Annotated in this window: 12 protein-coding genes; 11 read left to right on the forward strand and 1 reads right to left on the reverse strand. The window is 33.8% G+C overall.

Translation table 11 applies throughout. From position 1 onward, the window contains the following. Window positions 1-405 precede the first annotated feature (405 nt). The 8 genes from E0F89_RS08120 to E0F89_RS08155 all read left to right on the forward strand — a co-directional run bounded on the left by E0F89_RS08120 (window position 406) and on the right by E0F89_RS08155 (window position 6,146). Window positions 406-1,065, forward strand: a complete 660-nt coding sequence (locus E0F89_RS08120) for a hypothetical protein (protein ID WP_131909289.1) — start codon at window positions 406-408, stop codon at window positions 1,063-1,065. Between the two features lie 870 nt (window positions 1,066-1,935). Continuing rightward, window positions 1,936-2,490 (forward strand): REP-associated tyrosine transposase, encoded by a 555-nt coding sequence (locus E0F89_RS08125; RefSeq protein WP_131909290.1) that lies wholly within the window; start codon window positions 1,936-1,938, stop codon window positions 2,488-2,490. Window positions 2,491-2,727: 237 nt separating this feature from the next. Then, window positions 2,728-2,928 carry a DUF4177 domain-containing protein gene (locus tag E0F89_RS08130; RefSeq protein WP_131909291.1) on the forward strand — a complete coding sequence of 67 codons (201 nt, stop codon included), beginning with the start codon at window positions 2,728-2,730 and terminating at the stop codon, window positions 2,926-2,928. A gap of 289 nt (window positions 2,929-3,217) precedes the next feature. Next, a complete protein-coding gene (locus tag E0F89_RS08135; protein ID WP_131909292.1) occupies window positions 3,218-3,772 on the forward strand; it encodes an REP-associated tyrosine transposase in 555 nt (184 codons plus the stop codon). A gap of 282 nt (window positions 3,773-4,054) precedes the next feature. Further along, window positions 4,055-4,546, forward strand: coding sequence for a hypothetical protein (locus tag E0F89_RS08140; RefSeq protein ID WP_131909293.1), 492 nt, complete (start codon window positions 4,055-4,057; stop codon window positions 4,544-4,546). Window positions 4,547-4,549: 3 nt separating this feature from the next. Next, window positions 4,550-5,278 (forward strand): LVIVD repeat-containing protein, encoded by a 729-nt coding sequence (locus E0F89_RS08145; protein WP_131909294.1) that lies wholly within the window; start codon window positions 4,550-4,552, stop codon window positions 5,276-5,278. Between the two features lie 344 nt (window positions 5,279-5,622). Then, window positions 5,623-5,841, forward strand: a complete 219-nt coding sequence (locus E0F89_RS08150; RefSeq protein ID WP_131909295.1) for a hypothetical protein — start codon at window positions 5,623-5,625, stop codon at window positions 5,839-5,841. Further along, complete coding sequence (locus E0F89_RS08155) at window positions 5,841-6,146, forward strand: type II toxin-antitoxin system RelE/ParE family toxin (RefSeq protein ID WP_131909296.1); 306 nt, start codon at window positions 5,841-5,843, stop codon at window positions 6,144-6,146. The genes E0F89_RS08150 and E0F89_RS08155 overlap by 1 nt, the downstream gene beginning before the upstream one ends. Before the next feature lie 45 nt (window positions 6,147-6,191). Here E0F89_RS08155 and E0F89_RS08160 read toward each other — a convergent pair whose 3' ends face one another. Next, window positions 6,192-6,854 carry a TrmH family RNA methyltransferase gene (locus tag E0F89_RS08160; protein ID WP_131909297.1) on the reverse strand — a complete coding sequence of 221 codons (663 nt, stop codon included), beginning with the start codon at window positions 6,852-6,854 and terminating at the stop codon, window positions 6,192-6,194. 217 nt (window positions 6,855-7,071) lie between these two features. Here E0F89_RS08160 and E0F89_RS08165 point away from each other — a divergent pair, with 217 nt between their 5' ends. From E0F89_RS08165 to E0F89_RS08175, 3 genes are all read left to right on the forward strand, one after another. Beyond that, window positions 7,072-7,761, forward strand: a complete 690-nt coding sequence (locus E0F89_RS08165; RefSeq protein WP_131909298.1) for an SIR2 family NAD-dependent protein deacylase — start codon at window positions 7,072-7,074, stop codon at window positions 7,759-7,761. A gap of 189 nt (window positions 7,762-7,950) precedes the next feature. Continuing rightward, on the forward strand, window positions 7,951-9,297 hold the full coding sequence (gene purB, locus E0F89_RS08170; protein WP_131909299.1) for an adenylosuccinate lyase: 1,347 nt from the start codon (window positions 7,951-7,953) through the stop codon (window positions 9,295-9,297). 185 nt (window positions 9,298-9,482) lie between these two features. Continuing rightward, window positions 9,483-11,723 carry a cation:proton antiporter gene (locus E0F89_RS08175; protein ID WP_131909370.1) on the forward strand — a complete coding sequence of 747 codons (2,241 nt, stop codon included), beginning with the start codon at window positions 9,483-9,485 and terminating at the stop codon, window positions 11,721-11,723. Window positions 11,724-11,924: the final 201 nt, after the last annotated feature.

The raw sequence follows: 11,924 nt of genomic DNA on the forward strand, positions 1-11,924 counted from the left end.
AATCCCGCCTTACGCTGCAAGCTATTTGGCTTCAAACCCTTTTTCTAGCCGCTGTCAGGAGCTTCCTCTGGTCGCTCTGCCACCACCAGAAAAAAGTGGTTTTCAACCGGCATAGGCTTTCCGCTGCTGTCGGGGCTAGGGATTTTGTGGTAAACAACTGCGTTTACGGTTTCCCGTAATAATCCTGTGCGCCAAGAATATATCTTTGAGAATAAATAAATTGTTGTTTTATTTTTTATAAGTATTTTCAGCGATTAATTTATATATTTGAAAATAAATAAAGTCTGACGTTTATGAGATCTATTAATCAAATTATGGGGTGATAAGTAGGATATAGTTAGGGCTTTATCCAAATTGACAATAATTTTATCGGAACGACTCCGAATTCAATAATCAAAAAGAACAATGAAAGATTTTATTATCAATTTAATATGTGGTTCGCTTGGCGGACTTTTAGTTTATTACGTTCAAATTGTTAATGAAAAAAATAAAAAAAAGAATCATATAAAAGAGAAAATAGAAGATAGTAAAAAAACAATTCCTAAAGATTTTATTTATTCAGTTCATATCGGAATATCAATGACTAAAATTGAAGAAATAATTGGATTGCCACTTTTCTCACACACGATTGATGAAAATGAATTATTTGGAAATGATTTAATAGTAAATATTAATGAATATCGTTTTGAAAATTGTTTGATTACAATCATTCATCAGAATAGCCAATTGTCAGCAATTATTATTTCAAGTTATCAAGATAGTAAAATAGAATTAATTAAACCTGATGCAGAAATTGACAGACCAATTCTTGGAAAATTTTGTGTTGATGGTACTTTTGATAATGAAAATAATGAAATAATTCACGAAATTAGTATCAGGGATAGTTGGTTTGGAATTATAGAATATCACGGAAGGTTTGGAGGATATAATTGCTATTATGGAATGCTACACGGAATAGAAGATTTAGAAAATCTAAAAATTGAACAATTTAAAGGAGAAATAATCGAAGCATTTGGATTATCTTCAAATCCAGAATTATTTAAATATTATTCATCAGCTTTATAAAAACTACTTCCGATAGCGCGGATTTGCAATCCGTGCCCACAACGATAAGCATTTAGTCAAATAAACTAGTTGTGATAGCTTCGTTCCTCACAATGACCCGAACTCCGCAAACTATTCCTGAAAACACATAAATTTTTCGTGAATGCTGCGCAAATGTCTCGGACTTTGCGCAATTTTTAAGAGCTTGGTAATAATTAAACCGTCATGAAGTGGTTGATTCCTAACATCCAGCTGAAATCCCAGAACGTTATGCAAAACCAAAACAACTCTTTAAATATGAAAAAAATATTATTTGCAATTTTACTATTATTTTCATTCAGCATAATTGCGCCCACTGGCGCTCGTTTGCAACGAGTGCCAACTTAAATTATAAAAACAAATCATAGCGTTTGCAACGCGGCTAACTAGTATAGAAATATTTTAAAAAATATACTTCTGTTTCTTATTATTAAGATTTATGCTATATTTAAAATAAAACCAATGTCAGAAAAATACAAAGTAATTGATAGTTCCACTGGCGCTCGTTTGCAATGAGTGGCAACTTAAATCATAGAACAAATCATAGCGTTTGCAACGCGGCTAACCCCACTGGCGCTCGTTTGCAACGAGTGCCAACTTAAATCATAGAACAAATCATAGCGTTTGCAACGCGGCTAACTAGTATAGAAATATCCCGCTCCAAAAAGTACCCCTGAAATCAAATAATTTTTTTTTTATAAATCCCACTGGCGCTCGTTTGCAACGAGTGCCAACTTAAATTATAAAAACAAATCATAGCGTTTGCAACGCGGCTAATTAGTATAGAAATATTTTAAAAATATACTTCTGTTTCTTATTATTAAGATTTATGCTATATTTAAAATAAAACCAATGTCAGAAAAATACAAAGTAATTGATAGTACGGTGCCTACTTTTATTACTATTACAGTTGTAGATTGGGTAGATTTATTTGTACGCCCTGTTTATTGTAATATATTAGATGAGTCTTTAAATTATTGCATTAAAGAAAAAGGTTTGAGTGTACATGCATACGTTTACATGACAAGTCATATTCATTTAATAGTAACAGCCTTCGACGGTGAATTGCAAAATGTAATTCGTGATTTTAAAAAGCATACTTCAAAAAAATTAGTAAAGGCAATTCAAGAACATCCTGAAAGTAGGCGAGAATGGTTGTTACGAAAGTTTAGTTTTGAAGCTCAAAAATCAGGGAGGGCAAAAAATTACAAATTGTGGCAAGACGGCTTTCATCCAGTTATATTAGATACTTTAGAAAAAATAGAGCAACGCGTTAACTACATACATTACAATCCTATTGAAGCCGAAATCGTTTTTCAGGAACGGGATTATGTAAATAGTAGTTATAGAAATTATGAAGAAAAAAACTTCGCTTTTTGTAATGTGAATATTGAACCTTTATGGTAATCTGTTAAGTCAAACCGCGTTGCAAACGCTACAATTTATCATAACAATTTTAAGTAGGCACTCGTTGCAAACGAGCGCCAGATATTGGAATACAATCCCTGAATTCATCACAAATGGATCGTGTATCTATTTTGAGTTGTTGTTGAAAAATAAGGAAAAGCAACTTTTTTTTGTAAGCAAAATCGTTTATATTTACATGCAAAGTTAGAACACTATTTAATTACCAAAAAAACCGTTATGAAAGAATACAAAGTAGAAAGTTTAATTTATTACTCTAAATTGACTTTAGATTCAAAGCACATTGCTAATGACTCAAAAAAAGAAATTCAGCAATTACTAGATAAATATGCCTCAAAAGGATATAGATTAACTACATCAACATCAACAAATTTTGGTTCTGCCATTTATATTCATTTGTATTTTGAAAAAGATATTTAATCAAAGTCAGAAGAAAATAATATCCGTTCCGCAAAACACTTTTGAGAACATATAAATTTTTCGTAAATGCTGCGCAAATCTCTCTGACTTTGCGCAATTTTTATAATATAAAACTTCATAAAGAAACTGAATTTTACAACCCCACTGGCGCTCGTTTGCAACGAGTGCCAACTTAAATCATAGAACAAATCATAGCGTTTGCAACGCGGCTAACTAGTATAGAAATATTTTAAAAAATATACTTCTATTTCTTATTATTAAGATTTATGCTGTATTTAAAATAAAACCAATGTCAGAAAAATACAAAGTAATTGATAGTACAGTGCCTACTTTTATTACTATTACAGTTGTAGATTGGGTAAATTTGTTTGTACGCCCTGTTTATTGTAATATATTAGATGAGTCTTTAAATTATTGCATTAAAGAAAAAGGTTTGAGTGTACATGCATACGTTTACATGACAAGTCATATTCATTTAATAGTAACAGCCTTCGCCGGTGAATTGCAAAATGTCATTCGTGATTTTAAAAAGCATACTTCAAAAAAATTAGTAAAGGCAATTCAAGAACATCCTGAAAGTAGGCGAGAATGGTTGTTACGAAAGTTTAGTTTTGAAGCTCAAAAATCAGGGAGGGCAAAAAATTACAAATTGTGGCAAGACGGCTTTCTTCCGGTTATATTAGATACTTTAGAAAAAATAGAGCAACGCGTTAACTACATACATTACAATCCTATTGAAGCCGAAATCGTTTTTCAGGAACGGGATTATGTAAATAGTAGTTATAGAAATTATGAAGAAAAAAACTTCGTTTTTTGTAATGTAAATGTTGAACCATTATGGTAATATGTTTAGTCAAACCGCGTTGCAAACGCTACAATTTATCATAACAATTTTAAGTAGGCACTCGTTGCAAACGAGCGCCAGATACCGCGGATTTGCAATCCGCCACAACGATAAGAACTCAATCAAAAGAAATTACTAAATATGATTGCTTCGTTCCTCGCAATGACAAAATACATCGTTAAAATCCGATAGCGGAGTCTCATTGCACATACAACACGAACAATAACAGCAACATAACTCAACCAAATATCTTTTTTGCTATCTTTATAAAAACATTTCGCAATGAAAAAAATAGTACTTCTCCTGCTGGTTTCATATCTCTTCATTTCCTGTTGGCCCACAACGGATAACGGTGACTTTGAGCGTCAAGAATACAAACCGGTGATAATTGCCCGCAGCGCTCTGGAAAGTTCGATTGCTTTTCAAAATGCGCAACCCATTATTAAATCGGGGAAAATCTATATCAAGGACGATTTCATGTTTATAAATGATGTCAATAAAGGGTTCCATGTTTATGATTACACGGATCCTAAGAAACCAATCCGACTCCATTTTATAAAAGCTCCGGGCGCAACTGATTTAGCCATCAAAGGAAATACTGTGTACATCAATCAAGCAGTCGATTTAGTAACTGCCACTTTCAATCCTGCCACTAAAATTTTTACGGTAACCAACAGAAACAGGAATGTGTTTCCGCAAAAGCAAGCTCCAAACGGCTTATATGGCTACACCAAAGAAAACGAAATAATAATAGATTGGACTTTAATCAAGTAACACATGAAAAAAATTATATCCTTCGTATTACTAGTGTTTATAATGGGTTGTTCCGACAGTGATAGCGCGCAAAACGGCGATATAGGACAAGGCGGTTCACTTGCTGTTTTTGCTATAAAAGGGAATTATCTTTACGGCGTTGACCAGATGAAGTTGAATGTCTTCTCTTTAATTGATTCCGAAAAGCCTGTAAAAGTCAATGAGATTCCCATAGGTTTCGATATTGAAACTTTATTTTCATACGGAGATAATATGTTTATTGGATCTAGAAACGGAATGTTTATCTACTCAATCACAAATCCTGAAAACCCAACAAAATTGTCCAGTGTGCAACACTTTACCGCTTGTGATCCTGTCATTGCCAACAGCACACACTCCTATGTAACCTTGAATTCAAACGCAACTTGTGGCAACAACACCAATGTTTTGCAGGTTTATGATACCAAAGATCTTACGAATCCAAAATTAATTCACAGCAGAACACTGTCGCAACCAAAGGGCATCAGTTTTTACACCGCTGATTATTTACTGGTTTGCGATGATGTTATCAAAATATTCAACATTCAAAATCCTGCTGAACCTGTTTTGGTGAATGCCATTGACAAAAATTGTTTTGATTTAATTGTGCGAGACAACACCTTATTTGCCATTGGAAATAACGGCGTCTACCGCTATAAAATGAATCCAAACAACATAAAAGACATACAACTGGAGAGCGAAACAACGTTTTAATATTTTTTTATTGGACTTTTAAGTATGTAAATCTGCAAAAATGATACCTACAAGGTTTTTGAAACCTTGCAGGAGTATAAACCGTTATGAAAAATCAAAACTTTGATAATCGAACGAAATTGCGGATTTGAAAACTAACCAAGTAATACATGTATTTACTCTATATCAACAAATGAAATCTGTAATTTGAAAATTTCGATATTGTACCGTAAAACACAATTAATTATTATGATGGACACGACTTTCAAATCCGAAATGTCGGAATCCTATCCCGTTAGAAAGAGAATTCCATGGGAATATCTGTGACTATTTTTTTGTAACTTTGAATTTAAGAAATAAAAGACATGGATATTCAATCTTCTAAATTAGAATTAGTAAAAATTATTCTCAACATTGAGAATGATAAATTTATAGAAAAAATTACTGAATTTATTCAAAAAGAAAAAGCTGATTTTTGGGATGAATTGAGTATTGCTCAGCAAGAGGAAATTGAAAAAGGAATATCAGAATTGAATAAAGGAAAAAGAGTGGAGTTCAAAGACTTTCTTAAAAAAATCTCCTAGTGAAAGTCTTTTTATCCGAATCAGCTGAAAGTAAACTTTTGAAATTAAATGAGTATCTTTTACTGAAATGGAATTTGAAAGTTCGAAATGATTTTATTAAAAAGCTAACTTCTAAAATAGAACAAATTTCAAATCAACCTGAAAGTTGTCCAGACTCTTATTTATTCAAAGGGCTTTTTAAATGTGTTGTAACAAAACAAACTACTTTTTACTATAGAGTACACTTTGACAAAAAAGAGATTGAGATTATTACCTTTTTTGACACAAGACAAAATCCAGAGCAATTAGAAAATGAAGTAAAATAAAGTAGAAAGTCATTTTCTTAATTGTTTATTTGTCACCAAAGCAATCTACCTCGGATTCTCTTCAAAATACCGTTCCTCAATTCGCTTAATATCTTTAATGGAATTTATTGCCCAAGCCAAACGCTTTTCTAAAATTTCTTTTTCGGATAAATGCCAGTCAATGTTTGAATTACGTAATCGATTCGTAAGGTTTTGAATGATTATCGCCGCCGAAACCGAGATATTTAAACTTTCGGTAAAACCTACCATTGGGATTTTTAGAAAACCATCGGCGCGTTTCAAAATTTCTTCTGATAATCCGTCTCTTTCTGTTCCAAAGAATAAAGCGCTCGGTTTCGAAATATCAAAATCTTCCATCAAACAATCATTCTCATGTGGCGTCGTAGCAATGATTTGGTAGCCTTTACTTTTCAACGTATCCACACAATTCGTAATACTGTCGAAGGTATTGATGTCGACCCATTTTTGGGCACCCATCGCAATTTCCTTGTCGATACTTTTTCCATAACGCTGCTCGATCACGTTCAATTCCTGAATTCCGAAAATCTCGCAGCTTCGCATCACCGCGCTCGTATTGTGCATTTGGAAAATATCCTCAACAGCAATGGTAAAATGTTTGGTTCTGTTTTCCAATACTTTCAGAAATTTTTCTTTTCGGTTATCGGTTAAGATATTTTCAAGAAAAGCGAGATACTCTAAATCAATCATTAGGGATTATTTTTTTGCAAAAATAGTAAAAAAGACTAGCTTTATACCTTCAAAAGTAGATTGTGACGACAGCTTTTAGGGTTGTTCAATTGAAACCAAATTATGAATGTTTACGGAATTCGCGTGAGGGATAGAGGCGATATCCTTTTTGGGCTTTTTAGCCAAAACGATAAAGCCGAAAGCCCGACCCTTGTGGTCACGCCCAAATTTATATAAAATGAAAAAACGTTTAGTTGTTTTAACAGGAGCGGGAATAAGTGCCGAAAGTGGCATCAAAACTTTTCGTGACAGTGACGGACTTTGGGAAGGTCACAACGTGAATGATGTCGCAACTCCCGAAGGTTGGCATAAAAACCCGGTTTTGGTACTGGATTTTTACAATCAAAGACGAAAACAACTCAAGGAAGTACAACCTAATTTGGGTCATCAAATTCTGGCTGATTTAGAAAATGAATTCGATGTTTTCATTATTACACAAAATGTGGATGATTTACACGAGCGCGCAGGAAGCTCGAATGTGTTGCATTTACACGGTGAATTATTAAAAGTCAGAAGTACCAAAAACCCAAATTACATTCTGGATTGGCAGGACGATTTGAATTTTGGTGATTTAGACGAAAACAAAAATCAATTGCGACCTCATATTGTTTGGTTTGGCGAAGAGGTTCCAGCGCTTGATGAAGCGATAACACTTACTCAAAGTGCGGATTATTTTGCGGTGATTGGTACATCTTTGCAAGTATATCCTGCGGCAGGATTAATCGATTTTACGAGTCGGGAAACACCTATTTTTTATATTGATCCAAAGCCGATAAAAATCCCAAATCTTAGAAACCCATTGGAAGTGATTCCGGAAGTGGCTTCAATTGGTATTGCTTTTATGAAAGAAAAATTGCTCCAGCAATAACAAAATCAGTGACAATGGCAATGGCAATGAAAATGGCAAAATCAATGAGAACGTAAATAACAATTCCAATGTCAATGGCAATAAAAGAATTTTAGTTTCAATAACGAATTCCCGCAAAAAATCTAAACTTATACCCCATAACTTGTAACTTATAACTATTTTTGTGCTTTTCGAACAAACAACTAAACAATGACTACTTTAAACGAATTGAATGCTATATCGCCAATCGACGGAAGATATAGAAACAAGACTATTTCACTGGCTCCGTTTTTCTCTGAAGAAGCCTTAATCAAATACCGCGTATTGGTTGAAATTGAATATTTCATTGCTTTGTGCGAAGTGCCTTTGCCACAACTTACAACCGTAAACCCAGATGTATTTGAAAGTTTACGCAACATTTATAAAAATTTCTCTACTGAAGATGCGCTTTGGATCAAAGAAACCGAAAAAGTAACGAACCACGATGTAAAAGCGGTCGAATACTTCATCAAAGATGCTTTTGAAAAATTAGGATTATCTGAACATAAAGAGTTTATCCACTTTGGATTGACTTCCCAAGATATTAATAACACAGCGATTCCGCTTTCTACGAAAGAAGCTTTCGAGAAAGTATACATGCCTTCATTGATCACTTTGACATCAAAATTAAAAGATCTAAGTACCGAATGGCGCGATATTCCAATGCTTGCCAGAACTCACGGACAACCTGCTTCTCCAACGCGTTTGGGTAAAGAAATTGGTGTTTTTGTAGAACGTCTGGAAGAGCAAATGCGTTTGTTATTTAATATTCCTTTTGCGGCTAAATTTGGTGGTGCAACCGGAAATTACAACGCCCATCATGTGGCCTATCCTCAAATTGACTGGAGAAAATTCGGAGGGAAATTCGTAGAGGAAAACCTTGGTTTACACCACTCCTTCCCTACTACACAAATTGAACATTACGACCATTTCGCTGCATTTTTTGATGCGTTGAAAAGAATAAATACCATCATCATTGATTTAGACCGAGATATTTGGACGTACGTTTCAATGGAATATTTCAAGCAAAAAATCAAGGCGGGAGAAATTGGTTCTTCGGCGATGCCACATAAAGTAAACCCAATTGATTTTGAAAATTCCGAAGGGAATTTAGGAATGGCAAATGCGATTTTCGAACATTTATCGGCTAAATTACCGTTGTCAAGATTGCAACGTGATTTAACGGACAGTACCGTTTTGAGAAATATTGGTGTACCAATGGGACACACGCTAATCGCTTTTGAAGCTACTTTGAAAGGATTGAACAAACTGTTATTAAACGAACCAAAATTCCACGAAGATTTAGAGAAAAACTGGGCTGTTGTAGCGGAAGCTATTCAAACAATCTTGCGTCGTGAAGGATATCCTAATCCCTATGAAGCATTGAAAGGATTGACCAGAACCAATGAAGCGATTGATAAAAAAGCAATTCACGGTTTCATAGCAACTTTAGAAGTTTCGGATGAAATAAAAGCAGAATTGATGCAAATCACTCCGAGTAATTTCTTAGGAATATAAATTAAAAGAAATTATTTCTTTTCTATAAAATCCCGTTGATAAAGAAAATTAAATTCTTTTCAACGGGATTTTTATTGCTAAAAAAATCATAAAATCAGTATCCGACTAAAATTACACTTTGAAAATTAAAGTTTTTTTATATCTTACCATTATACGTAAAAACCTTAAAATAGAAGTAAATGCCTATGAATGCTGAAGAAACAGTAGCGAGCGCCTCGCACCACTTACAGCCGCTAATCAGTGATTTGGGATTAATCCTAATGACTGCTGCCGTAGCCGTTTTATTATTTAAAAAAATAAAACAGCCGTTAGTTCTGGGCTACTTAATTGCGGGATTTTTGGCTGGAAACCATTTTGATTTTTTTCCATCGATAAAAGATATAAAAAGCGTAGAAGTCTGGGCCGAGATTGGAGTAATCTTTTTATTGTTCAGTTTAGGACTGGAATTCAGTTTTAAGAAACTGATGAAAGTGGGCGGAACCGCATCAATTACTGCGATAACACAAATTATTGCAATGATTTCCATTGGATATTTGGTAGGCCAATGGATTGGCTGGAAACCAATGGACAGCATTTTTCTTGGAGTAATTCTTTCTATTTCATCGACTACTATTATTCTCAAAACATTCGACGAACTAGGCGTCAAAACTCAAAAATTCGCAGGAATTGTTCTTGGTTCGCTTATTGTCCAAGATATAGTTGCCATTTTAATGATGGTTTTGCTTTCTACAATTGCCGTAAGTCAACAATTTTCAGGAACTGAACTGTTATTGTCTGTTTTTAAATTAATCTTTTTCTTGACGATATGGTTTGTAGGCGGTATCTTTTTTATCCCAACATTACTTAAAAAAGCAAAGAGCCTTTTGACAGACGAAATGCTGCTAATCATCTCACTTGCATTGTGCTTGATGATGGTTATTCTTGCTGCTAATGTTGGTTTTTCGCCTGCTTTAGGCGCATTCATCATGGGTTCCATCATTGCCGAAACTACTCAAGCGGAACACATCGAACATTTGGTTAAACCGGTAAAAGATCTTTTTGGAGCTGTTTTTTTCGTCTCAGTTGGTATGTTAATTAATCCAGATACGTTGTACGAATATGCTTTTCCTGTTGCTATTTTGACTTTCGTGGTGATTATAGGACAATCCGTAAGTTCAACAATTGGCGCATTACTTTCTGGACAACCACTGAAACAATCCGTGCAAACCGGAATGAGTTTATCGCAAATTGGGGAGTTCTCTTTTATCATTGCCACACTCGGAATGACATTGAATGTAACCAGTGATTTCCTCTATCCTATTGTAGTGGCAGTATCAGCAGTAACTACGTTTACGACTCCTTTTATGGTAAAATTCGCTACTCCTTTTTCTGAATATCTGGAAAAGCAATTGCCTCGGAAATGGACTAAAAGAATTGAACGTTACAGTGCCAATGCGCAATCTATAAAATTGGTTAGCAATTGGCAGATAGTTGTACGCGCTTTTCTGACACAAGTAATTATCCATTCTGTAATTATTGTGGCTGTCATTTTGCTTTCCTCTACATTCATTTTACCTTTAGTGCAAGAATCACAATTTGGAAATATATTTGGCGCATTAATCACATTAGTGATAATATCTCCTTTTTTATGGGCACTTTCTTTGCGACGCGTTGCTGCAAAAGAAGTGGCTATTTTAAGAGAAGAACGCAAATATCGCGGACCTATTTTAATGATGATTTTATTGCGAATGGTGTTGACTCTTTTCTATATTGGATTTTTATTAAATATATTTTTCTCTCCAATAATTGCTTTTATAGCTTTGATAGCAGCGGTTGTTGTTTATTTTGTTTTTCCAAAAAAATTAAACGCACAGTACCATAAAATAGAAGATCATTTCTTAAAAAATCTTAATGCCCGAGAAATCAAAAAAGCCATAAGAAGCCGAAGTGATTTAACACCTTGGGACGGCCACATGACTACTTTTGATATTGCGCCAACTTCCAATATTGCAGGAAAAACACTTGATGAATTGCGCATTCGGGAACAATTAGGAATTAATATCGCCTTCATTAAACGCGGTGAAATCATGATTAATATTCCAAATAAAAACGAAAGATTATTCCCAGGCGATGAAATTTGTGTCATTGGAACAGACAATCAGGTCAAGGAATTTAAATCCTATTTACATCAAAATGAAATAGAAATTCCAGAAAAAGTTGTTGACACCGATATTATCTTAAAACAATTAGAACTTAAAGAAGAAGAGTTTATTGGTAAAAATATCCGCGATTCATTACTACGAGAAAAAACAAATGGTTTAATTGTAGGAATTGAAAGGAGCGGAAAACGAATACTGAATCCTGAATCCAATATGATTTTACAAAAAAATGATATTCTTTGGGTAGTGGGAAGTAAAAAGCTGTTAACGACTTTTTTCAAAAATTAAGTTCTAAAATTCATATTATAAACCATATTTGATTACTTATCCTTTTTATAGCAATGCTGCTGACCAATAATTGTTAAACTTTAATCCTGTCGGAATAAAACTGTTGATTTTATTTTGACGGGATTTTCTGTTTTTTATTTATCAAAAGCAAAAAAACTTTTGTATCTTTTTAAATCATCAAAAATTGAGCAATATTTTATA

It is taken from the genome of Flavobacterium caseinilyticum, assembly GCF_004349085.1.
GTDB lineage: Bacteria > Bacteroidota > Bacteroidia > Flavobacteriales > Flavobacteriaceae > Flavobacterium > Flavobacterium caseinilyticum.

Bases quoted from the DNA above. Each gene is read 5' to 3' on its own strand.
- purB (WP_131909299.1), top strand. From the start codon at position 7,951: ATGACTACTTTAAACGAATTGAATGCTATATCGCCAATCGACGGAAGA.
- E0F89_RS08165 (WP_131909298.1), top strand. From the start codon at position 7,072: ATGAAAAAACGTTTAGTTGTTTTAACAGGAGCGGGAATAAGTGCCGAA.
- E0F89_RS08125 (WP_131909290.1), top strand. From the start codon at position 1,936: ATGTCAGAAAAATACAAAGTAATTGATAGTACGGTGCCTACTTTTATT.
- E0F89_RS08120 (WP_131909289.1), top strand. From the start codon at position 406: ATGAAAGATTTTATTATCAATTTAATATGTGGTTCGCTTGGCGGACTT.
- E0F89_RS08150 (WP_131909295.1), top strand. From the start codon at position 5,623: ATGGATATTCAATCTTCTAAATTAGAATTAGTAAAAATTATTCTCAAC.
- E0F89_RS08130 (WP_131909291.1), top strand. From the start codon at position 2,728: ATGAAAGAATACAAAGTAGAAAGTTTAATTTATTACTCTAAATTGACT.
- E0F89_RS08175 (WP_131909370.1), top strand. From the start codon at position 9,483: ATGAATGCTGAAGAAACAGTAGCGAGCGCCTCGCACCACTTACAGCCG.
- E0F89_RS08135 (WP_131909292.1), top strand. From the start codon at position 3,218: ATGTCAGAAAAATACAAAGTAATTGATAGTACAGTGCCTACTTTTATT.
- E0F89_RS08160 (WP_131909297.1), bottom strand. From the start codon at position 6,854: ATGATTGATTTAGAGTATCTCGCTTTTCTTGAAAATATCTTAACCGAT.
- E0F89_RS08145 (WP_131909294.1), top strand. From the start codon at position 4,550: ATGAAAAAAATTATATCCTTCGTATTACTAGTGTTTATAATGGGTTGT.
- E0F89_RS08140 (WP_131909293.1), top strand. From the start codon at position 4,055: ATGAAAAAAATAGTACTTCTCCTGCTGGTTTCATATCTCTTCATTTCC.